The 24,657-nt window shown below is 52.1% G+C and carries 19 protein-coding genes and 1 pseudogene; 8 read left to right on the top strand and 12 right to left on the bottom strand.

Going from position 1 to position 24,657, the window contains the following annotated elements; genetic code table 11:
* Positions 1-268: 268 nt before the first annotated feature.
* Together ACRZ9U_RS10715 and ACRZ9U_RS10710 are read left to right on the top strand one after the other, a co-directional pair.
* Entirely contained in the window at positions 269-970 is a 702-nt protein-coding gene (locus ACRZ9U_RS10715; protein ID WP_170735976.1) for an acetyltransferase, read from the top strand.
* A gap of 150 nt (positions 971-1,120) precedes the next feature.
* On the top strand, positions 1,121-2,827 hold the full coding sequence (locus tag ACRZ9U_RS10710) for a hypothetical protein (protein ID WP_170407597.1): 1,707 nt from the start codon (positions 1,121-1,123) through the stop codon (positions 2,825-2,827).
* Here the strand turns inward: ACRZ9U_RS10710 and ACRZ9U_RS10705 are convergent.
* Genes ACRZ9U_RS10705 through neuC form a run of 5 tightly spaced genes read right to left on the bottom strand, consistent with a single transcriptional unit; the run spans position 2,812 to position 7,883 of the window.
* Complete coding sequence (locus ACRZ9U_RS10705; protein ID WP_170407594.1) at positions 2,812-3,831, bottom strand: Gfo/Idh/MocA family protein; 1,020 nt, start codon at positions 3,829-3,831, stop codon at positions 2,812-2,814. The genes ACRZ9U_RS10710 and ACRZ9U_RS10705 overlap by 16 nt on opposite strands.
* A 2-nt stretch (positions 3,832-3,833) precedes the next feature.
* Entirely contained in the window at positions 3,834-4,883 is a 1,050-nt protein-coding gene (locus ACRZ9U_RS10700) for a nucleotidyltransferase family protein (RefSeq protein ID WP_170407591.1), read from the bottom strand.
* Positions 4,880-5,626: an acylneuraminate cytidylyltransferase family protein gene (locus ACRZ9U_RS10695; protein WP_170407588.1), complete on the bottom strand. Its 747-nt coding sequence runs from the start codon at positions 5,624-5,626 to the stop codon at positions 4,880-4,882. The genes ACRZ9U_RS10700 and ACRZ9U_RS10695 overlap by 4 nt, the downstream gene beginning before the upstream one ends.
* Positions 5,619-6,704 (bottom strand): N-acetylneuraminate synthase, encoded by a 1,086-nt coding sequence (neuB, locus tag ACRZ9U_RS10690; protein ID WP_170735978.1) that lies wholly within the window; start codon positions 6,702-6,704, stop codon positions 5,619-5,621. The genes ACRZ9U_RS10695 and neuB overlap by 8 nt, the downstream gene beginning before the upstream one ends.
* 12 nt (positions 6,705-6,716) lie before the next feature.
* Positions 6,717-7,883 (bottom strand): UDP-N-acetylglucosamine 2-epimerase, encoded by a 1,167-nt coding sequence (neuC, locus tag ACRZ9U_RS10685; RefSeq protein ID WP_170407582.1) that lies wholly within the window; start codon positions 7,881-7,883, stop codon positions 6,717-6,719.
* A gap of 142 nt (positions 7,884-8,025) precedes the next feature.
* On the opposite strand from neuC, the gene ACRZ9U_RS10680 reads away from it, so the two are divergent.
* The 3 genes from ACRZ9U_RS10680 to ACRZ9U_RS10670 are packed head-to-tail and all read left to right on the top strand — an operon-like array spanning position 8,026 to position 11,938.
* Entirely contained in the window at positions 8,026-9,258 is a 1,233-nt protein-coding gene (locus ACRZ9U_RS10680; RefSeq protein WP_170407579.1) for a polysaccharide biosynthesis protein, read from the top strand.
* A gap of 2 nt (positions 9,259-9,260) precedes the next feature.
* The gene (locus tag ACRZ9U_RS10675; RefSeq protein ID WP_170407576.1) at positions 9,261-10,415 is read left to right on the top strand and encodes an aminotransferase class I/II-fold pyridoxal phosphate-dependent enzyme; all 1,155 of its coding nucleotides are present in this window, start codon (positions 9,261-9,263) and stop codon (positions 10,413-10,415) included.
* Between the two features lie 5 nt (positions 10,416-10,420).
* A complete protein-coding gene (locus ACRZ9U_RS10670) occupies positions 10,421-11,938 on the top strand; it encodes a hypothetical protein (RefSeq protein ID WP_170407572.1) in 1,518 nt (505 codons plus the stop codon).
* 29 nt (positions 11,939-11,967) lie between these two features.
* On the opposite strand, the gene ACRZ9U_RS10665 is transcribed toward ACRZ9U_RS10670, so the two are convergent.
* Together ACRZ9U_RS10665 and ACRZ9U_RS10660 are read right to left on the bottom strand one after the other, a co-directional pair.
* Complete coding sequence (locus tag ACRZ9U_RS10665; protein ID WP_170407569.1) at positions 11,968-12,924, bottom strand: Gfo/Idh/MocA family oxidoreductase; 957 nt, start codon at positions 12,922-12,924, stop codon at positions 11,968-11,970.
* 153 nt (positions 12,925-13,077) lie between these two features.
* Positions 13,078-13,792 (bottom strand): annotated as a pseudogene (locus ACRZ9U_RS10660) (IS5 family transposase).
* Positions 13,793-13,993: 201 nt separating this feature from the next.
* On the opposite strand from ACRZ9U_RS10660, the gene ACRZ9U_RS10655 reads away from it, so the two are divergent.
* From ACRZ9U_RS10655 to ACRZ9U_RS10645, 3 genes are all read left to right on the top strand, one after another.
* On the top strand, positions 13,994-15,079 hold the full coding sequence (locus ACRZ9U_RS10655) for a hypothetical protein (protein WP_170407566.1): 1,086 nt from the start codon (positions 13,994-13,996) through the stop codon (positions 15,077-15,079).
* A 160-nt stretch (positions 15,080-15,239) separates the two neighbouring features.
* Positions 15,240-16,352 carry a glycosyltransferase family 2 protein gene (locus ACRZ9U_RS10650; protein WP_480901779.1) on the top strand — a complete coding sequence of 371 codons (1,113 nt, stop codon included), beginning with the start codon at positions 15,240-15,242 and terminating at the stop codon, positions 16,350-16,352.
* Between the two features lie 12 nt (positions 16,353-16,364).
* Positions 16,365-17,024: a sulfotransferase gene (locus tag ACRZ9U_RS10645; RefSeq protein ID WP_170407560.1), complete on the top strand. Its 660-nt coding sequence runs from the start codon at positions 16,365-16,367 to the stop codon at positions 17,022-17,024.
* 289 nt (positions 17,025-17,313) lie between these two features.
* Here ACRZ9U_RS10645 and nadC read toward each other — a convergent pair whose 3' ends face one another.
* The 5 genes from nadC to ACRZ9U_RS10620 form a co-directional block, all read right to left on the bottom strand.
* Positions 17,314-18,165, bottom strand: a complete 852-nt coding sequence (gene nadC / locus ACRZ9U_RS10640; protein ID WP_170407886.1) for a carboxylating nicotinate-nucleotide diphosphorylase — start codon at positions 18,163-18,165, stop codon at positions 17,314-17,316.
* A gap of 12 nt (positions 18,166-18,177) precedes the next feature.
* Positions 18,178-19,716, bottom strand: coding sequence for an L-aspartate oxidase (locus ACRZ9U_RS10635; protein WP_480901775.1), 1,539 nt, complete (start codon positions 19,714-19,716; stop codon positions 18,178-18,180).
* Positions 19,713-20,684, bottom strand: a complete 972-nt coding sequence (gene nadA / locus ACRZ9U_RS10630; protein ID WP_170407554.1) for a quinolinate synthase NadA — start codon at positions 20,682-20,684, stop codon at positions 19,713-19,715. Before nadA ends, ACRZ9U_RS10635 begins: the two co-directional genes overlap by 4 nt.
* 77 nt (positions 20,685-20,761) lie before the next feature.
* On the bottom strand, positions 20,762-21,643 hold the full coding sequence (locus ACRZ9U_RS10625) for an NrtR DNA-binding winged helix domain-containing protein (RefSeq protein WP_170407551.1): 882 nt from the start codon (positions 21,641-21,643) through the stop codon (positions 20,762-20,764).
* Positions 21,644-22,508: 865 nt separating this feature from the next.
* Positions 22,509-24,548, bottom strand: a complete 2,040-nt coding sequence (locus tag ACRZ9U_RS10620; protein ID WP_480901771.1) for an alkyl/aryl-sulfatase — start codon at positions 24,546-24,548, stop codon at positions 22,509-22,511.
* Positions 24,549-24,657: the final 109 nt, after the last annotated feature.

Genomic DNA, 24,657 nt, shown 5'->3' with positions numbered 1-24,657 from the left:
AGCAGGCGCAGAAACTGCATCGAGATCCCGCTCGTAAACTAAGAGATTGGAAACTTCTCGCTTCACGTTTTGACAATGCTGCGTCATCATTCGCTTCAAACCTACAGAAGATTGGGCTTAAACCGCTTCTGTTCGGCAGAAACCCAAACCCGTCATGACCAAGCTTTGATGGAGCAACCTTGTGGGGCATCCCGACCCAGCGAACGGACCCTGCTAGCGACACACCATTATGGAAGCGGTTGCGCGCGTTGATCGTATAAGCCATCGTTTGGACGAGTTCGAAGTCTCAACCTTGCGCCTCTGGCAATCAGAAAAAATGTTTGGATCAGAAAAAATGCAGCGATTAGTTATTCTTGGCGCGGGGGGAAATGGGCGCGTTGCCGCTGAAATTGCGGAGCTGTCAGGATGGAAACAAGTTGTGTTTCTTGACCCCAATTGGGAAAGCCAACGCCAAAGTGGTATTTGGCCAGTAGTCGATGATGATCGCACGGATGTGCTGATGAGTCAGCCTCATGACAGCTTTTTCTTTGTTGGAGTAGGTGACAATAAGAAACGTGCATTTTTACAAGAACGACTAGAAGATCTTAATCTGCCTATCGCCACTTTGGTGCACCCCAAAGCAATCGTGTCTCGTTATGCAGACGTTGCACCAGGCTGCTTGATTTCAGCCGGTGCCGTTGTGAATATCGGCTGCAAGATTGAACGCGGGACAATCGTAAACACAAATGCCAGTATCGACCATGACAGCAGCGTCGGCGCATTTTGCCATGTAGCGCCCGGTTCTCAGATCGCAGCAGATGTTACTTTGGGTGAGCGGGTATTCATAGGCGTCGGGGCAAGCGTGCGAAATGGAATTACAATCCTGGCCGGAGCGGTTGTTGGCGCAGGCGCTACGGTGATCAAAACGGTCGCGGCGGAGCAGTTAGTCGCTGGCACTCCGGCCCGCCCACTAAACCGCACTGATCGCTAACACTCTCATAAAAAGGATTATTTAAACCGGAAATGGTAAATGCGTAAACTATCTTGCACAATATGGTTTCAATCTTCATCGCGGGCAACATTGTCTCGGACGAAACTAAGAAAGTTTGCCTTTCGATTGCGTGCACGGCGTAGGATATTGGTGTTCTTTCAAACCCAGATACCGAAGGAGCATGCAAAACAGATCAAACGGTACAAGCGTTTGGGATTGATCGAAGTTTTCCAGGTTGACGGTCTGGCGGGTTTCTACTCCGAAACGGACTTTCAGATCGCCATCCAGACTCAATTTTTGGCAAAGTACATCGTGTCAAAAATTGCCCCGTCAATGCTATCGAAATCCGGGTTCAGTTTTGACAGAATAGACATATCCAATATGTCTGCAGGTTTAGAGTTACAGCTGGCCGATAACCTCTATTCGAGAATCAGACAGTTTCTTGCGATATTTGATGAGTGCAAGGTCGATAAGAACGATCTTTGGGAAGACTTTGGGAATTCACTTTTGACAAATCTCAATGCCCAGAGCCTTTGTTATCCAGGGCGTTATCAGGAATGGCCGGCCCACGTTAATCTAGTAGCAAAGGAACCAAACTTCTTTAGACCTGACATTGAAACTTCAGGGTTTGGGCATTTCCCAGATTCACGGCCTCAGACACTCCTATTAGGGAACCCAGGGCAGCCGACATATCTTCGATCCGCTGAAGCGATCGGCTACGCCGAACTAAAGATGGGAAAGCGTTTTGACGCGATTTTCGAAGTTCGACACCCTAATAAGATAGCTCCTTTGCATTGGGGTGATGAGTTTGTCTGTCACTCTTCGGAGTTCTATCTGAATTCACCGGAACCGGCCCTTGGTGACGCAAAACTAAGACTGGCACTACCCGAACAGAATACCTGCAAAACGGTACATGCGCAGTTGTCCAAATCCGACCCGCTTTTGGTACAAAGATTTGGGTTTAACCCAGAGAATTGGTTTGCTCTGTTGTTAAATGAAACACTCGCAGCAACGAATAGCAGACTGCCCAGGATAGCAGGGTTCTATTACTGCCTCATGAACCATCCGCAGTTTCAGAATATCGAAACGCTCGTTTGCTCACCCAGCCGTTCCGCAGTTTTTGTCCCCGTCGCCTTGGGCCTGAAGCTAAAAGGCGTCAAGACCATAGAATATCAGGCTTTTTTCTGGAGCGCCCATCCCAGGTATCAAGTCCTTGATATGGATCTCTTTGTCTGCTCGGATGCAGCAACAATGAAGGTTATCGAAGAGAAAATCGACCGCGTTAGCCACGAGACTAAAGTTGTGCTTGGACCATCTTTTGGCATGGCAAATTTCATGAAAGACTACGCGGTTTCTTTGTCAAAAGAACCCGAGGAAGAATCACCTAAACCAATAGGTATTGCCCTGCAACCGATCAATGATAAGGAATTCGAAGCCGCGTGCCGTCTAATTAGGGACGCCGGGTACGATATTCTGTGTCGACCACATCCAAGGTTAGACCGGGCTCGGGTCAAAGCCCAGTTTGGGAGGTACGGCCAAATCGATGACGGCACACTTGTGGACTTCATCCGAAACACTTCTCTGGTTGTAACCGGGTTTTCAAACGTTGCATTGCAAACTGCTTTGGTGGGTAAAACCGCTGTCTGCCTACCCGTGCCAAATCTTTTGGGATTGAACCTGTCAGATGCTTCGCAACACATTCACCTGTGTAATGACTTGGAAGATCTTCACAGATTTCTGGGTACAAGTGAACATATCAACGAAACCCCAGGTTTTCACGATCCTATCAGCCATTGGTGCGAGATCAGGCGGGCAGATACGCCTGACCAGATATCGACATTTCAGGCTAATGGATAAACGCTTGCGCGATCAACGTCACTTAACGGCAACGCAATGACTGAAGTCGTCTCGATTGCCTTGCGAGCTGCAATCATAACTTCCAGAGCTAATGTCGCGTCGATCAACGAAGCGCCGCCTTCGCTGCGGTCATTTAACAGATCAAGAAACACGTCACGCGTATGATTGACTACATCGCCGGGAACAAAATCCTTCCACGGAATCTCCTGTAAGGCAGCACCATAGAAATGCTTCGGGAGGTCTTGTGTTTCTGGTTTACGTACAAAGACTTGAGGAGGTTCCGAAGTGAATGGCATCAGCACGCGCCCGCGTTCAAATCGGAACTCATATCCGCCGATGACACCGATATCATCACCGATCTCCAACAGCAAACGTCGTTGTTTGGGATAACTTACAAGAACGGCACCTCCCACGTCTTTGAATTGCGGGCCACGTGGGTTTGTTGACTCTGGCTGAGTACCAACCGCTGAAACGTAAAGGGGAGTATCGGAGAACATCCAATTTGCGAGATCAAAATAATGTGTGCCTAGGTTTCCCAATCCACCAGCACCTTGTGTGATTACAAAGGATTGCAATTTCCCGAATTGAGAATCCCCATCAAACTGGCGTATTGTTCGAAGCACATTCCAGCACCGGTGATTGTGATTGACCAACGCATTGATACTATTTTCCTTAGCGATCCGCACCATCTCCAAACCGTCAGCAACTGAACAAGCGACCGGTTTTTCTACCAGAACCATTTTCACGCCTGCGTCGACCAAAGCGCGGAACAAATCAGCGTGGCTATCGGCAGTCGTCGAAATTGCTACGATGTCTGGAACGTTAGCGAGAAAGGCATCCATCGAATTAACTAGAACCGACACTAGCGTCGCGTCTTGTGTCACGCCCCACGGCTCATCAGAACTGTCCAGAACCGTAGCAAGTTCAAGGCCAGCTGCGCGCCCAGCAAGCACAGTGCGATAGCCCATGCGCCCCAGGCCAATTACTCCAAAGCTCTTTGTCATCTTTATCCTTCGCTATCTGTCACGATCTTGCGCGCGCGCTGCAAATCCTCGGGCCTACCGATATCGATCCAATCTCCGCTTGTCGGAAAAATGCGCGTATTGATTTTTTGCTCGCGCAAAACATCGAACAATGAGGGCAGATCGAAGAATGTTCCGCTTGGAACGTGATCAATGGCAGTGCGATCTAGCACATAATACCCGGCATTTATGAAGTACTTATAGGTGGGTTTCTCGCTCAGAGACTTTATTTCGAAACCTTCGGTCTCCACGACTCCGAAGGGAATTTCGATTTCATGTTCTCGCACTGCCATCGTCGCACAGGATTTCTGATCCAAGTGGAATTCAAGCATCTCGCGGTAGTTTGTCGAACACAAGATATCCGCGTTGGTGACAAAGAACTGATCAAAGACACCGGCATCGACCAAGGAAAGTGCACCACCGGTCCCAAGGCGTTCTTGCTCTTCTACGTATTCGATGCGTACACCCAGTTTGTCGCCGGATCCGAAGTGATTACGGATCATCTCAGCCTTGTAGTTGACGCAGAAGATGAAGTTTTCCAAACCGTTGTTTCTGAACCGCTTGATAATTTTCTCAAGGATGGGTTCGCCATCAACTTCCAGAAGCGGCTTCGGTTTGTCTTTGGTCAATTCCCCAAGGCGCGAGCCAAGGCCACCAGCCATGACTACAACAGCTACATTGTCCAGTGTACTACCTGGCAAATGTGGGGAAACAGCAACCGACACGACCGATCCTGTCTGATCAACGATCGGAGCAAAAGTGATTTTGTTGCGCATTAAGAACTTTTGCTGATCCGAGCGAGTTACCCCAGCGTCAATTGTTCGCGGCGATTTATTCATCAAATCTTCTGCAGTCTTGTCGACCAATGGACCTTGAATCATCGCCCGTCGAAGATCTCCGTCGGTCACGGTACCCAGCAGTTTGTTTTCGGGCCCGACTACGAGGGCAAACCCCACGGCTGAGTTATCTATGATCTTAAGAACTTGGCGAAAATCATCCGTCGGAGAGACAAGAATTGAAGCAATTTCTTTCAATGCTCATTTACCTCTTTATTCTCGGGATTTTGCAAATCTTGCTTTGCCAGAAGATCGAATGCCAACTCGGCAAAGCTCCAATCGTCTTCCGTGTCAATATCTAGCGAGTATAAGCTGTCCATCTCGTATATATCTGTTTTATGGCAAATTGCCCTTTGCTGAATAGTCAATGCCTCCCTTGACCACGCATAGATAGACCCATTCAACTGAAAGACTTCTGGTGCATCTTGCCGTCTCTTGACATCGCCGCAAAGAGGCTTGGACAGCGAGTAAGTTCCTTGGTCGGCGTCAAATTCAAGAAGATTGAAATACGGAGAATTCTTGGCGCGCGCTACACTGAGCACACTATCGAGCTTATCGTCTTCGAGCCTAGATACCGCCTCCTGAATATGTCGGCTTTGCCGTAATGGAGATGTTGCCTGCAAAAGCACGACGGTAGTGTATTTCTTGGCAGACAGGGCTTCGCATTCGGAAAGTGCGTGCAATACAACATCCATCGATCCAGCCAAATCTGATGCCAGCTCATCTGGTCGTTTGATACATCTGGTTGCGCCTGTTTCCTTTGCGATCGCTAGATAGGTGTCGCTATCACTGGAAACCGCGACTTCCGTAAATATGCCAGCGGCGACCGCATGTTGGACGCTATGGGCCAACAAAGGTTGGCCACGAAAATCCCGGATGTTCTTGTGTGGAACACCTTTGGACCCCGCCCTAACCGGGATGATGCACAACCTCTCAGTCATTAATCGGGTCACCTTCACGATAGTCTTTTGAAGCTGATGTACCAAGCATCTCCCAAAACAACAGCGGGTCCTTGCCAGACGCCGCACGCTTTGTTGATAGATTTTCCAGCGTGAAAGGATTTCCTTTGGAAATGTCCGCCTTTGCTACCAGACGTTTTCGTGCCGCATTCATCGTGCTGCGCTCTTCTGGCGTACAGCATTTGACAGAAGAGCCGAGCATTGCTTCGACTTCTCTGACGCTAGAAAAAATAGCGGCAATTTCATCGGGCTCAGCTGAAGCCGCGTGATCAGGACCCTCTAGCGAATTGTCGAGTGTAAGGTGTTTTTCTATGCAGCACGCACCAAGCGCGGCAGCCGCAATTGAAGCGGTTCCACCCAGCGTATGGTCAGAATAGCCGACACGCAAACCAAACGCTGAGCGGATGGTGTTGATTGTATGCAAATTTGTAGCTTCTGGGCTGGATGGATAATTTGAAACGCAGTGCAGGATGGTCACTTTGTCTTGCAGACCTGCGCGCAGTTCCGGATCCGCCCACGCCATACTCATATCGTGCCTACTGGGGGCAGCAGGTGGTGCCGGACTATATCCTAACGCTAGAAGACCCAGAGCGCGCTCAATTTCCCCCAAGTCGGACATTCCGGTCGATAGAATAATATCGCATCCGGTCTGTGCCGCAGCATAAAGCAATGGCCCGTTATTAAGATCACCCGAACCAATTTTTAACAGGCGTTGCCCAAGCCCCTTGGTCAATAATTCGAGGCTCACAATATCAAAAGGTGTCGATAGGAAACCAATTCCGCGTTCCGAACACTTCTGAATGAGGGTGTGATGCGCAGCTTCGTTCAATTCCAGATCGATGAGCATTTCAAGCTGCGTTTTACTGGAACCGATCTGTTGCTCTTGATAGTCGGCCAACGCAGCAGACTTTGATACCATCGCTTTGGCAGAGAAGGTTTGAAACTTGATCAGGTCAGCCCCGGCATCGGCGGCTGCATCGACCAACGCAAGGGCTTTGTCCAGCTCCCCGTTATGGTTTACACCGGCTTCGGCAATGAGGGTTATTTTGCTATTCAGCATGATTACGACTTTCTATCGCAGACTGTGGAAGCGCTTCGCCAGTATTTCGTGGCGCGAGCGATTGCGGGATACTGATCGCAAAGCGTCAACGATTTTCGCCGCACTGTGTCCATCCCCATACGGATTGACCACGTCTTTGTCCGAATACTCCGTTGTTGCGTGAATAGATGCCAGGATCTCATCTTTTGTACCGGCGCAATCGAAGACACTTGTTGCGCGCAATCGGCCTTTTTGTCGGTCCCCAATATTGATTGTTGGGACCGACAAGCTAGGGATTTCGTAGAGGCCGCTGGACGAATTGCCGATGACGGCCTGCACTTGACGAACAGTGTTGAAGTAGAGGGTCTGACCCAAGCTTTTTTTGAAAATAGAACTTGGCCGCTGAGCAACATAGGCTTGTAAAGCGGCATTGAATTCTGCCCCGCCTGTATCGGCATTGGCACCAGTGAAAATTAGCTGCGCGTCTGGAAGCTCGTCCAATGCCGCCAATAATGCCTGCAATTCTGAGCGACCGAAATCTTCTTTCAAAGTAGTGGGATGCAACGTGATCAGGTAAGTAGAGACACCATCAGATAAGCCCAATGCTGCAAAAACATCGGCTCGCGACATCTGTGGTATGTTGTGCAACGCATCAAGCCCCGGGCTGCCCACATTTACTACGCGCCAGGGTTCTTCTCCCATCTGAAGCACATTCTGCGCCGCATCATCGGTCGACGTACAATGCAGATGGCTTAGTTTTGTAATCGCATGCCTGAAGGCGTCGTCATAGGCTTCTTCGGTGACATCACCACCGCACAAATGGCAAACGGGAAATCGATGAAGGGCCGCGGCTGTGGCAGCCCCTAGAACCTCGAACCGATCGCCCAGAAGCACGACCCAATCGGGCGCCAACCGCCCGAGAGCCTGAGCTACGCCCATGGTTGCAAGCCCTGCACTGACTGCCGGGCCAGTTGCAGTGCTGCTATCAAGGTACATCTCAACTGTCTGATCGACTCGAAATCCGTCTTGTTCAATTTCTGAAATCGTGGCGCCTTGTGACGTTGCGAGGTGCCCTCCCCCTGCGATAATACTCAACCTCAGCCCATCACAGTCAGCAATTTTGTACATAGGCCAACGTAGTAGTGAATAATCCGCACGACCTGTCGTGATGCAGGTCACATGGAGGTCTGAATCTTGCACCTGTCGCTCCTGAAAATGTCTTGTTTCTGCTCGGTTTCTATTTCATTCGCTCGTGCCATGCCACCTGTTTGCAGACTTTTTTGCTGCTTGACCAGAGGCCAAAATTACCGGAAAAGCCGCATCATTAGAAATGGAGTGTCCTATGGAGCAGAAGGATTTATCACCCCTTGCAACGGGGCGAGTTGAAAGCCTTTTCCAAAGTGATCTCTGGGCTAAACGCGACGAGATTCATCGTGTTATGAATGGCGCGCGCGTTCTAGTTATCGGCGGTGCTGGCTCAATCGGCAGTTCCACAGTCAACGAGATTTTGCCGTTTCGGCCGGCCGCACTGCATGTCATCGATCAGAATGAAAACGAATTGGCAGAATTGGTGCGCAATCTACGGTCGGCGGAATCGCCAATAGACGTAAATGACTTCCGCACGCTGCCACTTGACTATGGTTCGCCCGCATTTCGAGCGTTTGTGAGAAATGAAGGACCCTATAACTTTGTTCTGAATTTTGCTGCCATTAAACATGTAAGATCCGAGAAGGACGGCTACTCAACGCTTCAGATGTTTGAAACAAACATCCTGAAGCAGGCGCGCCTCGTAGAGCTGTTAAAACATGTCGGATTTGACGGAAGATATTTCAGTGTCTCCACGGATAAAGCTGCAAATCCAACATCTTTGATGGGCGCCTCAAAGCGAGTCATGGAACATGTGATGTTCGATGACGGATTGATCGACGGTCTTAACTGCACGATCACTTCTGCCCGTTTCGCAAATGTCGCCTTCTCCAATGGATCTCTACTTCAGAGCTTTGAGAAGCGCCTACAAAAAGACCAACCTTTGGCCGCACCTAAAGGCACGCGGCGTTACTTTGTGTCGCTGAAGGAAAGCGGCCAGCTATGCCTATTGGCCGCGACAACCGCCCCGCACAAGCATATTATGGTACCAGATCTCGACCCAGAAACTGCGCTTGTAGAAATGCAATCCGTTGCCGAAAATGTTCTGATGGCGAACGGTTATCAGCCAAAGCACTACACTGATGAGGCGCAGGCCTGCGTTACGGTATTAGCCGACAAAGCAACAGGGCATTGGCCTTTACTTCTAACTCCATTGTCGACTTCGGGCGAGAAGCCTTACGAGGAATTCGTCGCCAACGGCGAGACCTGCGTTGAGCTAGGATACGATGCTCTTTTAGGCGTTCAATACCTACCGCTCGAAGACGCGGGCGTCATGAGGCAACTTCTTGCTGAAATGCAAGAAATATTCAAGAGGGCTGAATCCGAGGCGATCTCTAAGGAATCCCTGAAAGCTCTGATCGCCCTTGCGGAGCCAGCATTCCTCGACAGCCACAAGGAAACTGGCATGAACCTTGATCAAAGGGTATAGCTATGATCCCCCTGTGCATTCCGAATATTTCTGGCAACGAAGGCAAATATCTCGCCGAGTGCGTGTCCTCGACTTTCGTGTCATCCGTAGGCCCATTTGTGGACCAGTTCGAAGCGAGAACCAAAGAGGTAACCGGCGCAGCCTGGGCAGTCGCAACCTCGGCAGGCACGACGGCTTTGCACACCGCCTTGCATTCGTTGGGTGTAGGCCCCGGAGATCATGTGATCATTCCTTCACTGACATTTATTGCTACGGCAAACGCAGTCTCGCACTGCCATGCGGCGCCGATCATCATTGATGTCGACGAAGAACGTTGGGGTATGGATGCAAGCCTCTTGTCTGAGTTGTTGGCACGCGAATGTACCCGCGATGCGAGTGGAGTTTTGCGTTATTCTAAGACAGGTGGGGCAGTCAAAGCAGTCATGCCTGTTTTCGCAATGGGGCTGCCCGCAGATATGGATGCGATTGTTACTGTAGCTAAGTCTCATAAACTGCCCATCGTCGCCGATGCTGCCGCTGCTATTGGCGCCACTTACAAAGACCGACCTCTTGCGCAGATGGGTGCGGATCTGACGGCATTGTCCTTCAACGGAAACAAGCTGGTGACATCAGGAGGAGGAGGTGCGATCGTCTCGGGAAAAGACGTCGGTGGAGCGGAGATCAAACACCTGACGTCGACTGCGCGTGTCGGTGCCGCATATGATCACGACATCATCGGCTTCAATTACCGAATGACAAATGTACAAGCCGCAGTGGGTGTCGCCCAGCTTGAACGTCTTGATGAGTTTCTTCGAAACAAGGCCAAGATCGCCGCAACTTATGCCAGCCAATTTGAGGACTTGAATGGAGTTCTTTCGTTTCCCTCGCCCGATGACAGCAACGGTTCAAATTGGCTGTCGGGTATTTATCTTCCGGATGCGTCGCTTGCGTTAATGTCTCAGTTGCGAGAAGCGCTTTCGCACAATGGGATCGAAGGCAGGGCCTTCTGGAAGCCCATTCACATGCAAGCCCCATATAAGAGCTGTCCGCATATGTTGAGCGGAAGATCAGAAGCCATCTGGGAACGTGTTCAACCATTGCCCTGCTCCACCCATCTCGAGGATCTTGAACAAGAACGCGTGATTGAAGCCGTGCGGTCTGTTCTGGGGCGGATCTAGTCTAAGTGCCACCAATATCTGATAAAAACCTTGAGCTTTTCATCAGCGCGATAGAGAAGATAGAAGACTTCGAAAAGCAAGGTGTAGTAACGCGCTGGCGCTATCGTGGCTTTCATGTCTGGCCAATCGTCAAGTATGTAATTGTGAAACAGATGGTTTTTGCGATGAACCGCAACTACTCATCTTCCGACCGGTACAAGCGATATCCGAATTTCGCCAAGCGCAACCGGCTTCGACCCGCTTATTCGAGGCTATTAAGTAGAAAGCCAGCCGATAGTCTTCGGTCCGTTGACACTCTGCCGATCGAACAGTTGAAGAGCCACAAATACTGGTGTCTTGGTTCGGGATCAGGTTTTTATGATTTGGATGGTGAAAAGGCAAGCCAGCATCACCACGCGCTTCGCGTCGCGTTGATGGAAAATGGGCACCGGAGCATCGGGCTGTACTCAGGGTTCGATCCCGATGCTATGCCAGCTCGCTCGGAATATGGACCTCATGCTTCGCTAGACCCGTTTATTAAAAATGTAGCGCTAACAGCACGAGTACCGAAACTTTCGCACGCGTTTTTGTATAAGCACTTCAAATCACTAGAGTCGGTTGTCAGTCTGACCGGCCATGGTGACACCGAACTGTGTGCTTTCGTCGACACAGTAATTGGGAGAGTTGATCACGCGGCAAACTGCTTTACTTACCTTTTCCGTTCCATGCGGCCGGATGCAATAATTACCAGCAATTATGCGTCGTTTTATGGTTGGGCACTGGCACACGTTTGTCGGCTATACGATATTCCGTACATTGACATCCAGCACGGCATCGAGGGACGTTTCAACGGGTCCTACTATTTCAAAAAAACGCCAAAAATGGATTGGTCGACTTGTCCTACAGCGCATATGTGCTGGACTGAGTCAGACGCCGAAAGCTTCATGAGGCAGAACGCCAAACGCCGTGCTGCGGTCGTTGGTCCGACATGGGAACAGTTTGCCAAGTTTTTGCCTGATCAATCTGACCGCAACCGCAGAACCCTTTCCGACTTTCAATCGCGTAACGGGCCATTAGTGCTATTTGCAGCGCAACAATCTGATGACATTCTGTTGGCCCAAAAATTGCACCAATCCGGCCTCAACATATTATTTCGTTGTCATCCTCTACGAAAAGACGAAACCGAAAAACTTGTGGATGCGACGCAACTAGCGGCGCTGGGATGCTCCTTGGCATTTGAGACACCGCTTCCGTCACTTCTTGATGCAGTTGACGGTGTTATAACGGGATACTCTGCCGTAATCCTCGAAGCATGCCTCAAAGGCGTGGCGGTGTTGGCAACCGGCAGTTATGCTAGCCTTCTGGAGGCAGACTACGCGCGTGAGCTCGACGGACTCCTCACCATCAAATCCGGCATAGCGGGTGATGAAAAGATTTACGCAGTACTAGAATGGGCACGACGAATAGAGCGTGAGAGATCTAGAAAAGTGCAGTCAAGGAAATCGTACTCGGACGCATTGGAAGCTCTGGGAATCACCCAATAGGAAAACGACCCTTCAAAAGTGTGGAGACACTAGTGGTCACGCGACAGTATTTTGGCAAATACCTTCATGCGCGATACCTGATTGCGCATGCTGGGAAGTCGGTGACCATCATGGTAGATAAAGTTGGAAACCATATCAGGCAACCCGGGTTTTAGTCCTTCTGGATCCGCCGCAATCTCGATTGGATTCACTTGGAATGATTCCCGACATTGCTCTGTAAGCGTTTCAAGTGGCTTTAATCGCAGCCGCCTGTTGGCAGTAGCTATTTCGACATTCCAGTTTCCACCAGACCGCCAATCTGCAAAACAACTAAAGAGCGATTGATCTCCGACTAACCCGCAGCTAGCGAACCGTGATCCGTCCGGATGCCAGGGGATTTCACCTTGCCTTACTGCCCCGGAAATTAAGACCTCACCTAAATTCTCGGAGGCCTGACCGAGATAGAAGGCCATGTCAAAAACATGTGACGAATTTGCGTAAGGAAGATTCGCCAAAACCTCAGGTGGGTGCACACCCAAAGATTCGAGCCTGTCTGGTAGTTCTGTGAACTCGAAGTGGATCAATTGCGCACCGCCATCTTCATTGATGAGATCTAATGCATGCTGGGTTGATTTGAAGAATCTTCGGTTGTACGCAACGCGAATGCAGTCTTGCCGATCAAGCTCTGCCAAGGCTTGCATATCCTCAAGGTCTATGCCTCCGGGTTTCTCGACAAGGATTGACTTTATGCCCGCGTCAAGAAGTGAGGCGCAAACCGCAGACAATTGGTTCAAATTTACCGCCACAATTGCTGACGCGCCGCGCACATCCGTTTTCTTGAGCTGCTCTGTAAGCAGGCCTGTTCCGGCTATTATACCGGTTTCCGCTTCAAACCGTTTTGCAGAGTCAACACCTCGCCCCAAACAACGAAAGGAGATGCCCAGATATCTTAGAGTCTTGGCGTAGGCGATTGCCATGTTGCCTGCGCCAACTAGTACGATGTCCACAATACACCTCCGATTACTGAGTGTTCGTTTCACATCAGTCTCTTCAGATGAGGTCAACTACAATCTGAAGGCAAAGAGTGATAATGGTCTTACGGTCGGATTCGAATACCAATGATCAAGCTACAATTTGATGCATAGCGTCAGGTTTCCCAACTATTGGATTACGGTTTCCGCGAGAGCGATGGCTGCGAGGCAGACCTTTGGACAGCAGTCAAAGCGCGTCGCAACGCGCCTCCGGCCCTAGAGCGTGCCGAACATGATCTCGATGCGGTTTCGCCGCTTGAATCGGCGCTTGTCATATTTGAACGGGGTCTTGCGCTACTTTCGGACCAGATTGCAAGCACGTATCCCTTTGTCTCGCAGTGCTTCCCGGAACCTGTCGGCATCGTAGCCGCGTTCCCCAAGCAATCTTTTGACATTTGGAAGGCTGCCAGGCAGCGTGTGTGCGCCAATTTCGTCGCTCACCTGTCCAGCGGTGACAAGCAGGTTGAACGGGCGCCCTTAGCTATCGCAGATGGTGTGCGATTTGGAGTTCATGTCGCCCTTGGCTCGACCATTCAGACGATCACGCCACCTTTTTGGCAACCACTCTGGTCGCGGTACAGTGTGCTTTTAGATAGGCCGCGTCGATCATAACAACCTTTTGCGCGCCGTATTCGGCACCAAGCTCAGCCATTATCCGCGCAAGAACCTTTCCTGCTCCAGCACTTCCATCGGCTGTACAAGGTCTTGCGCGGGCCATATGCGACAGGAGCCTCACGCCAGCGCAAACCATGCGGATGAATAAGATTATTTCGCTCAACACGCACATGTTGTCGACTCCGGGCCTGCGGAGTTGCGGACTCAGATCGTGATGATTTGCCCACATTAGATTTTAATCAGAATAGTGAAGGAAACCGCAACGATCGGAAACACCATCACACCGGATACCTCCGCTCAAACAAACTGGTCTAAGAGCCGACCGGTTCGGCGTTGGATGTAGACGGCAAGTGTAGCTATCGATAGACAACTTCCACAGGGTCAAACCGAAAACGAGGGCCCGAGGCAACCCAGGCAACAGGAAGAAACTATGAAGCGCTGTGCAATTGTACAATTTGAACCGCGCCATGAAGAAGTTATCCCCAGCTTGGTGGCCGCCTGTAATGCCAACGGGTACCGACCACGAATCTTTCTGCATCGCCGGATCTTAAAGCTGCGCGGAGATATCATGGCCTTGGTGCCGGGATTGGAATTTGATGTTGAGTATGTGCCTTTGAGCACACCGGATTACCGGGCTGCGGATGCACCAAAACATATCAAGTCTACTATGGCTGCAATTGAAGCGGCCGAACATGACTTCGTCCTGATGGCCTCTTTGAGTCGTCCAAAAGCGGCAAGCTGGGCGCATGGAGTGAAGAAGCCATTGATCATGGTCCTGCATAATCTGGATCAGTTCAGCCAGATGGCACCCCTGCGCGAGACGCTTCAGATGCCAAATGCGCGCTACATCAGCCTGAGTGCACATGTCACGGCTGAATGGATCAGCCGGGTGGGCAAAGCCCATATGGACAGGATCGCGACGTTGGAGCCGTTTTATTGGATCGATGATCCGGAACCAAAGTTGGGCCAGCCGCGTCAGGTCGTGATCCCCGGCAACGTTAACATGCGGACACGTGATTACCCTGGCCTGCTGGATCTTCTTGGCAATCGACCGGACGCCTTTCAGAATCTGCATTTCATCCTGCCGTCAGGAGGCGGAGATCGCGCCAAGGTTGAAAGTGAGATCCAGGACCGAAAGCTTGACGCGCGTTTTACGTGCGTGCCTTTGGACAACAGCGGGCAGGTCGGGCATGCCGCGTATTTTGACGCACTGGCGGGCGCTCAGGTGATACATCCGCTCATGCCATTTGACTATGAACAATATCAACGGATCAAGATCACATCTGCCCTGTCCTCTTCAGGTGGATTCTGTGTGCCGATCGTCATGGACCGCTGGTCAGAGGCCTGTTACCGACCACCAATGCTGATTGCTGACAATGGGTTGGAGGCAAGCCTGACCCGCATTTCAGGGGCGAGTGATGCAGAACTCGGCGATCTGCAGGTAGCACTGAAGTCTTACCGCCGATCTGCACTTGCAAACGGAGCTGTCGGGCTACGACGGCTAATTGAACAATAAGTGCCTCTATCCGGTTCACTCTCAGCCTTTTAGATCCACCTACCACCGAGTTGGAAATCACCCAAGTTGGCAACATGATGCCGCGCCGTACTTTTTTCGTTCCTACGCGAAATTCGCAGTTCAGAACATCTGCAAAACCGTTATTCTCAATGAGCACCACATGACATGCGGTCTGGCGGATCACCAGACTGAAGCGTCGGATCAAAGGAATAGAATGACACGAAAGCTAGCGATCCTGACGGTCAAAGATGAAGGCGCGTTCCTGTTGGAATGGCTCGCCCATCATCAGATGGTTGGTTTCACTGATTTTCTGATCTTCTCGAATGATTGCGCGGATGGCACCGATCTGATGTTGCACCGACTCGAAGAGATGGGGCAAATCACTCATGTCAGCCATGAAGCCAAGCCCGATAAGAGCGTACAGTGGCAGGCTATGAAACAAGCCGCCAAACATCCTCTATTGAAAGAAGCAGACTGGATACTGGCGCTCGATATTGATGAGTTTGTAAATATCCATATTGGCGACGGCTCATTAAACGCGCTCATCCATAGCCTCCCCGAGGCGGATGCGATCACGCTCACCTGGCGGCTATTCGGAAATGCAGGGATCGTTTATTTTGAAGATGCGCCGGTGACCGAACAGTTCACTTCCTGCGCCCCCAAACCCATCCTTTGGCCGTGGCGCGCCTCAATGTTCAAAACGCTTTATCGCAACAACGGGATTTACCGTAAACCAGGCATTCATCGGCCAATTTCGCCTGATCAGACCCGCGTGGATGAGGCGCGCTGGTATGATGGATCAGGCCGTTTGCTTGGTGGCGATCATCGCCGCCAGCGGGTATTTTCCAACTATACGCAAGATACGACCATGAGGGTTCAGCTTAACCATTATGCTTTGGGCGCGATGGACTCCTTTCTGCTCAAACGTGCGCGTGGACGTGGGGTGCATTTCAAAGAGAAAATCGGCATGGATTATTGGGTCGATTACAACTTTAACAGCGATCAGGACGTCTCTATTTCCCGCTACCAATCGGCACGGGCTGCTCGGGTTACCGAGCTAAAATCAGATGCCACACTGAAGAAGCAACATGACAAGGCCTGCGAATGGCGGCACAAGCGATTTAAGGAACTTTTGGAGTCAGAACCTGAACGCGCGTTTTTTGCTCGCCTGATGATGGCTGGCCAAACCACACCTCTGACGGAGCATACGGCCCGTCAGCTTATTTCAGTTGCCATGCGCGCGAACCAGAAAGCCGCCGCAGAGTCCGAGTAGGAGCCTTCCTTCGTGCCGCAATCATCAAAAACTCATCCTGAATATCTGTCTACTCGTGCAGGCCGTACGCGGCGGATATTTCAGGTCGGTTTCAACAAGTGCGGCACAAGGTCGATTTCCGCCTTTCTAGATAACAACGGCATTCCGACGGTTCACTTCAAGCGTGGCAATCTGGCCCGCGCGCTCGCTAACAATCTTAAGTATGGCTATGCGCCGCTCAATGGCATTGACCGTTGGGTCGGCTACACCGACATGCAGATGGTAAGCGGCTCGCGCGTGATTGAAGGTTGCCGTTATTTTCGTCAACTCGCGGCATATTATCCCAATTCCTATTTCATATTGAACACTCGAGACAAAGACAGGTGGATCGCAAGTCGCCGAAACCATGGCAATGGGTTTTATGCCGAGCGTTATCGTAAGGGTATGAATTTCGAGTCGGTTGATCAGGTAATTGATCATTGGTCAGAAGAATGGGACCGGCATCATCAGGAGGTGCCCGAATTTTTTAAGGACCAACCGGATAAATTATTGATATATAATATAGAAACAGACAGCCCTGACCAGATGTCCGAGTTCCTTGCGCCTGATTTTGAGACTGATCCGACTTTCTTCGGCCATGAGGGTAAAACGTCCGGAGGCAATGACGCCGACGATGCGGTTTCTCCGAATTGAGATGTCATGGCCTGCTTATTTAAGCAGCATAAGAAATCGAGTGTGGGCGAGAACGAAAGGTTCGGTCGCCAACTCTCTGACGAATGAATGCGACTTAAAACTTGCCCAGCTTAGCTGGCTAACGGAGTGACAAGACTGAACAGGCAGGCTGCGCCGCCGCGCACCTTTTGATTGCCTTGTTTCCTATTGTGTCGGCGATGCTCTTGCGTTTGGCAATCTTTTGGAAAGGCCGTTGATTTCGACAATTTGGGCAATGAGCGTCGTAACTGTTGGTTTACTCTTGGTGCTGTTAGAGCACAAAATCCAGACCAATATCGAGGCAGTGTGCACTGTGGGTGATCCAGCCCATAGAAATCAAATCAACACCGGTGTTCGCCACAGCCCGCACATTATCTGGGGTTATCCCGCCTGAAGCTTCGGCAATGGCTTGACCATCAATCATGCCTATAGCTTCGCTTAAGGTTCTTGGATCCATGTTATCCAGAAGCACCGCATCAACACCGATTTTCAGTACTTCGGCCAACTGCTCCAGCGTGTCGACCTCGATCTCGATCTTGACCATATGACCGACTGTCTCTTTGGCCCGCGTCAAGGCCGGGCGGACACCCCCGGCTATGGCGATGTGGTTGTCCTTGATCAGCACCGCGTCACTTAGGGAGTAGCGATGGTTCATGCCGCCGCCTGATCGCACAGCGTATTTCTCTAACGCCCGCAAACCGGGCGTTGTTTTTCGGGTACAGACGATGGCAGCACGCGTGCCTTCGACGCGGCGAACCATATCGGCAGTCACACTTGCAATACCCGATAGATGACCCAAGAAGTTGAGCGCCGTACGTTCAGCAATCAGCAGACTGCGCGACGGCCCTTTGAAAGTGGCGATCACTGCGCCGGGCGCGACTGTCCCACCATCCTCGACATGGCGGATTACTTTGATCGCCGGATCTATCAGCTCACAAGCCAATTCAGCACAATCCAGACCGGAAATACATCCGGATTGACGCGCGCAAGCCACAACTTCGGAAACATGATCCGAAGGAATAACAGCCGAAGAGGTGACATCTCCGGCGAGGCCCAAATCTTCATCAAGTGCGCGGCGGATCACCGGCTCCAGCATCGTTCGGGGCAACGGGGCTAGGGGCATGATAGTCATTTCTCAAGCAGTCCTCAAAAAGGGTTCCTGACTGGTCAAACTCGCATGAGCAAGTACTTCGGTCAGAGTCATCAAAAGAGATTGCGCGTTCGCCTCAGGATTAGGGAAGTCACTTCGGTAGTGTCCGCCCCGCGATTCTCGGCGCAGATCGGCAAAGACCGCGATCGAAAGCGCGACTAGTGCCGGGTCAGAAGCGCAGGCAGCGGTTTCGACCAACGGCAACAACTTTGAAATGGCAAAACGTAGGCCCGTCTGGTCACGGATCACACCCAGATATTTTGAAACCAAAGGCCGGACAAAGCTTGGATCAGAATTAGGCAGCACGTCCACCGCAGGAGCAAGTGAGAGATTTCGCAATTCACTCGTGGCAACATCATTTGCGGCACGGCGTCCCATCACCACTGCCTCCAGCAGTGAATTGCTAGCAAGGCGATTGGCACCATGCAGGCCAGTCGCCGCGCATTCACCTATGGCCCAAAGGCCTGACAGAGTGCTTCTTCCATACTCATCAACGGCGATACCGCCCATGTGGTAATGCGCAGCCGGAAGTATCGGTATGGGATCGCGCGCCGGATCAATTCCGGTTGCTGCGCACAATGCATGGATGCCAGGGAACCGCTGGACAAATTCGGCACCAAGCGCGGCACGAGCATCAAGAAACACTCGCCCACCTTCCAATATGACCTGATGCACGGCACGAGCCACCACGTCGCGCGGGGCCAGTTCAGCCCCCGGAATATGCGACATGAAGCGCTTGCCGGTTTGGTCAATCAGAATTGCGCCTTCGCCCCGGACGGCTTCACTGACCAATGCCAGTGGTGTCTGCTTGGCATCCAGCGCTGTGGGATGAAACTGGACAAATTCCATATCGCGCAACGCTGCCCCGGCGCGGGCGGCCATCATGACACCCTGGCCGAAATTACCTGAAGGGTTGGTGCTGACACCAAACAGACCGCCGCAACCGCCTGTCGCCATAACGACCTGAGATGTGCGCAATACCTCTGCTTGGGCATCTTTTTGCAGATGAACGCCTGTGACGTGTCCGTCTAGCGTCAACACCCGTCGGGCTTCGACTCCGGTCAAGCAAGTGATCGACTGGCATTGCAACACGGCACTCGCAAGGGCCGATGTGATTTCGGCTCCGGTGCGGTCGCCGCCTGCATGCAGTATGCGGCGGCGGGAATGCGCGGCCTCGCGCCCCAAGGCATATGTGCCGTCGGCGGTTCTATCGAAACGAACGCCATGTTTCTCTAAACCAGTGATCGCCTTTTGCGCTTCGCAGAGAATGGCCGACGCCAGGGTTTCGTCGCACAGCCCGTCGCCCGCCCGCAAAGTATCGGCCAAGTGTTGCGCAGGATCACCATCCGTGCCTAGTTCGGCGGCAATCCCTCCTTGAGCCCAAGCGCTGGAACATTCCTGGCCCAGCCCTGCACGGGTGATTAGTACTACGGGTTGTGGAGCTAGTTCCAGCGCTGCCGTCAGCCCGGCGATGCCGCCACCGATGATGGCAGTTCGACCATGAAGCCCTTCGAGCCAGATCATTTCACTGCCAGCATCCGTTCTACCGCGCGGCGCGCATCTTCGGCGATGGCCGGATCGACGGTGACTTCGTGATGGCCCAGTTCCAATGCGTTGCGAATGTTGCGCAGACTAATGCGCTTCATATGTGGACACAGGTTACAGGGGCGCACGAATTCCACCTCAGGATGGTTCAGCGCCACGTTGTCGCTCATCGAGCATTCGGTCAGCAGGCAAACCCGCGTCGGTTTTTTGTCGCCGACGAAATCCGACATGACTGCGGTAGAGCCAGAAAAATCTGCTTCGGCAACCACTTCGGGCGGGCACTCAGGATGGGCTAGGACCGTAACACCCGGCCACGCTTCGCGCATTTCACGTATATCGGCTGGAGTAAACAGTTCGTGCACCTCGCAATGTCCATGCCATGCGATCAATTCGACATCGGTCTCTTTGGCGACGTTCTTGGCGAGATACTCGTCCGGGATCATCAACACGCGCGGCACTCCGAGGGATTCCACCACCTTTACTGCGTTGCCCGACGTGCAGCAGATATCCGATGCCGCCTTCACCGCTGCCGAAGTGTTTACATATGTGATCACCGGAACGCCGGGATGGGCTTCGCGCAGAAGCGCAATATCCTCGGGTGTGATGGAATCCGCCAGTGAACACCCCGCCCCCAAATCTGGGATCAGCACTGTCTTATCAGGATTCAGCAGCTTGGCAGTTTCCGCCATAAAATGCACACCAGCCAACACAATGACATCGGCATCAACCTCGACAGCTTCGCGCGCAAGCGCAAGGCTGTCGCCCACGATATCGGCAACTCCGTGGAAGATCTCCGGCGTTTGGTAATTGTGGGCGAGGATGACCGCATTCCTCTCACGCTTGAGATCAAGGACGGCTTCCAGATCATCTTCAAACAGCATCCATTCGGGTTGCGGGATGATCTGCTTTACCCGGTCGTAGAGGTCTGGAAGGCGAAAATCTTTCATTGGCTTCTCCATTTATACTCGCATCGAGTATATTGGGGCCATGCTTATTCTCGATTCGAGATTATGTCAAGCGAGGTTCAGGACCGGGAGAGAGGTAATCTGACGCCCGACAGCATGCGAGCCTCTAGAATGGCCGGCCTATATCGGAACAGGCGCGCCGGGCGACCACCGGTGCCGCTGGACATTTCGCCGGTATCTTCAATCAATTCCTGCTGATCAATCTGGCGGCGAAAATTGGGTTTGTGCAGGTGTAGACCAGACAGCGCTTCGACTGTGCGCTGTAACTGCAGCAAGGTGAAGCTTTCGGGCATGAGCTCGAACACCACCGGAGAGTATTTTATCTTGGCCCGCAAGCGAGATATGCCGGTGGCGAGAATGCGACGGTTGTCCGCTTCCATGTGACGACCGAATTCAGGAGTGTCAACAAGCCCTGCTTCGTACATCAGCTCATAACGTTGCAAAACCAGTTCTTCGTTCCAAGTCTTCCCATTCAAACCAAACAGATAGTCCACACGCTGCAGTTTTAGCGGATCACTTCCTGCCCAAGCTGAGATACGTTTGATAATTTGCAGTAGCTCTTCTGGGCTGCGATCACGATGATCCTCCCATGGGAAGTACTGATACCAGCTACGCCATGCCGGACGTCCAGCACCGGTAGTATCCTGCTCCCGCACCAGACCGAGATAGCTGATCGAGATACGCTGAGAGTTGTCGGCATAACCCGAGCGTGGATCGCGATCCTTGTCTGCAAAGGTATAAAGCTGTTCAAGATATCCCACCGGATGGCCGGTCTGCGCCTCAATCCAGGCCCGCAAGCCGCTTTGCAAGCTGCGGTGTGAAGATTCGAACGGTCCCGAAGGTAGCGCGTTACCGCCACGCAAGGTCATGACACGCGGCTGATCATCAGTCACGGCGATTAGGATTGCGATCAGTTCGGCAGGGGCTAGTCCACTTGGCAAGGAATTTCCTGTTTGTAGAATGTCGCGAAGCGTTGGTTAGAATGTGCGTTCTAACCCAAATTTAGTACCTTGGCTTGAAGAAAAATACAGTTTGACGGGTGCTTCTTCAGAGAACAAGCATTTCTGGCCCAGTTAATCGTCCCACTGTTCTAACATCAGGTTACTACTTTCGGTCCAATGAACCTGAAATACAGTTTCGTCTCACGACTTGAGAAGTGTCGCAAGATATGGGTTCGGGCTGACCAAACAGCCAGTTGAGGTGTTCGTTTCGCTAAGGTAGTTCTCAGAACGGTCGTATATATGATCTTTTTAAAGGCTGCCGTTTCCGCAAAGACATTATTGATTACACTAAATACTTCGATTTGCGACACACAGTGTCTTATCGAAATTTGGAAGCGATCATAGCATATCGCAGCTAAAGTCTGACCACGTCACATTCGACAGTTGGGTTGTGAAGCTTCCTCCAGTTCGAAGATACCCATCCGACCCGCGGCGCTAAGCGGCCAGTTTTTTGAATTGTTGTACGGGACAGGGTCCAGGAGTGAATTGAAATCCACGGATCAGGACCTCTAGGTAGTTTGATATCTTGGCTGATGTTCACAAATTGCAAGTTTCAGCACATCTCAGTTTGATTTTTGCGTCATGCGCTTTGGCTTTCTTAGGCTGAAGATTCTGATCCCGCATTGACACCACGGATGAAAGAGTCCGCGCACGGCGGTAACAATCCAGCAGTCGTTCGGGCGGGGCATTCTGCTGCTCCGATACCAGCACTACTGGTCGAAAACTTCTCCCGGTCCAATAGTCAGAAAGAGAGAGGCCCAGGGCAGCAAAACCCTGAGCCAGCTTTCAATCGGACGGTCCCGTCTCAGCCGCCACTCGAGTTTGCTAACCCGGGCTGGGCAAAATCATTGGCGGGTGGCGTCAAATCCTGCGCACCGGTGCCGGGCATCAACTCGAAACCCAAATCAAATTGATCCAGGGTCGAAGCCAGTTGCGCTACGATCTCGGCGTTGCCCTCAGACTGCGCGGTGCCATCAGCGAGCATCTCGGTCAATCTGCGCTCACCGGTCATGACCATTTCTAGGTCCGTGCGGCTCAGACTGATCGAAAGATCGGCGTCTTCCGCCACCTGATCGACGATATGAGTCAGGGTGGCATTGCTCATCTCGACAAAGATGTTCTCGTCCCGGTCGGGGATCGACAGGTTGATGGTGAACTCCATATCGGCGGCTTTGGCGCTATTGACGCGAATGGCCAGAAAGTCGAGCCACATCGTGGTCTGCATCGCCTTTATCGTATCGGGACCGGTAGTCTCGATGGTAGCGCCCTGCGGAATACCGTTGCGCAGTTCGAACGCCGCGCCAAGGAACGAGTTGCGGACCGAAGGGCTTTCCTTCTGATACCCGATCTGCTCGAACGCGTCGGCCAACAGGTCCTTGGAGGCCTGGTTCTGTGGTTCGGCGTAGACCAGTTTGTTCAGAATCTCGGTTGCTTCAAGGTATTTGCCGGTGTCGACTAATTCCTGCCCTTTCGACAGGATCGGTTGGGCGCCGCCCATCATCTCGACAAACAGCGGAGCGCTGTCTTCTGGCGACAGAGGTGTCAGCGTGGTGGGATTGGCATCCCAGTAGCCCAGATAACGGTTTATCACCGCCCGGCTGTTATGCTCGACCGAGCCATGATAGCTGCGCGCGGCCCATTGCTGCTGCAGGCTTTCCGGCACGTCATAGACGTTGTGAATCTGATTAATGGTCACGCCTTTGTTGGCCAGATTCAGTACCCCGTTGTTAAGATTTGCGTAAGTGTCACGCTGCGCACGCATCACTTCTTGAATGCGCTCATTTCCGTAACGGGGCCAAGAGTGAGAGGCGAACATCAACTCGACATCCTGCCCAAACTTGTACAGCGCGTCATTGACATGCTTGGACCAGCTCAGCGCATCGCGCACCAGTGCGCCACGCAAGGTATAGATGTTGTGAATTGTGCCAGTGATGTTTTCCGCCGCCCAGAATGCCTTGAGGTCGGGGAAATAGGTATTCATCTCAGCAGGTGCTTCAGTACCCGGTGTATTCTGGAAGATCATACGCACGCCGTCTACGATGATCTCTTCATACGCGTCCGAGACATGGCGGGTCGGTTCGATCAGGCCCGTGGTGCCAGCCGAGATGTTCTTGCCGATGGACTGATCCACATGACCGAACGGGCTGCGTGGCAGCAATACGCCGTATTGGAAAAACAGACGGCGGTTCATCACGTTGCCCGCATAGATGTTTTCGGAAACCGCATGTTCCATGAAACCTTCGGGCGCGATCACCTCCACGCCGTTTGCCACGTCCTCATCGGTGATCACTCCGCGCACACCGCCATAATGGTCGGCGTGGGAATGCGAATAGACAACCGCCTTGACCGGCAGTTCGCCCACGGTGTCGTTCAGCAGCTTCAGCGCTGCGGCGGCAGTTTCCTTGGAGGCCAGCGGGTCAAAGATGATCCAGCCGGTATCGCCACGAATAAAAGTGATGTTGGACAGATCGAAGCCACGCACCTGATAGATGCTGTCGTCGAGAAGCTCGTACAGGCCGAAATTCATGTTTAGGATCGCCTGACGCTGCAACGACGGGTGGATCGAGTCGAACTCTTTGCCCTCGAGCAGATAGTCATAGCTGCCGATGTCCCAGGCGACGGTGCCATCCTCGGTTTTGATCTGGCGGTATTCTGGAACCGCAATTAGCCCCTTGCGGCTTTCTTCAAAGTCACGCTCGTCATCGAACGGCAGGTTATTGCGTTGGGTTTGCTGGAATTCGATCGTGTAATCCGAGGGCAACTTGCCCTTCGGGTCAAAGTGCTGAGGACTATCATCCTGCGCGACGGCAAGACCTGAGGTCAGCGTCAAAAGGGTGACGGTCAAGAGTAAGGTGGTTCGGCGTGGCATATATAATCGGTTCCTATCATGAACGCTTCAAAAGAGATCGCAGCGCAGGAGGTCTGACGGGACGAACCACGAGGTTGAAATTCGT

The sequence above is a fragment of the Ruegeria sp. D7 genome, assembly GCF_056534355.1.
The sequence above is the reverse complement of the archived record's forward strand: the minus strand, read 5'-3'. Positions and strand labels throughout refer to the sequence as shown.

Excerpts from the sequence above, each read along its gene's own strand:
- nadA (WP_170407554.1), bottom strand. The coding sequence starts at position 20,684 with ATGAAAGATTTTCGCCTTCCAGACCTCTACGACCGGGTAAAGCAGATC.
- nadC (WP_170407886.1), bottom strand. The coding sequence starts at position 18,165 with ATGCCCCTAGCCCCGTTGCCCCGAACGATGCTGGAGCCGGTGATCCGC.
- neuB (WP_170735978.1), bottom strand. The coding sequence starts at position 6,704 with ATGCTGAATAGCAAAATAACCCTCATTGCCGAAGCCGGTGTAAACCAT.
- ACRZ9U_RS10650 (WP_480901779.1), top strand. The coding sequence starts at position 15,240 with ATGACATGCGGTCTGGCGGATCACCAGACTGAAGCGTCGGATCAAAGG.
- ACRZ9U_RS10635 (WP_480901775.1), bottom strand. The coding sequence starts at position 19,716 with ATGATCTGGCTCGAAGGGCTTCATGGTCGAACTGCCATCATCGGTGGC.
- ACRZ9U_RS10680 (WP_170407579.1), top strand. The coding sequence starts at position 8,026 with ATGGAGCAGAAGGATTTATCACCCCTTGCAACGGGGCGAGTTGAAAGC.
- ACRZ9U_RS10655 (WP_170407566.1), top strand. The coding sequence starts at position 13,994 with ATGAAGCGCTGTGCAATTGTACAATTTGAACCGCGCCATGAAGAAGTT.
- ACRZ9U_RS10705 (WP_170407594.1), bottom strand. The coding sequence starts at position 3,831 with ATGACAAAGAGCTTTGGAGTAATTGGCCTGGGGCGCATGGGCTATCGC.
- ACRZ9U_RS10675 (WP_170407576.1), top strand. The coding sequence starts at position 9,261 with ATGATCCCCCTGTGCATTCCGAATATTTCTGGCAACGAAGGCAAATAT.
- ACRZ9U_RS10695 (WP_170407588.1), bottom strand. The coding sequence starts at position 5,626 with ATGACTGAGAGGTTGTGCATCATCCCGGTTAGGGCGGGGTCCAAAGGT.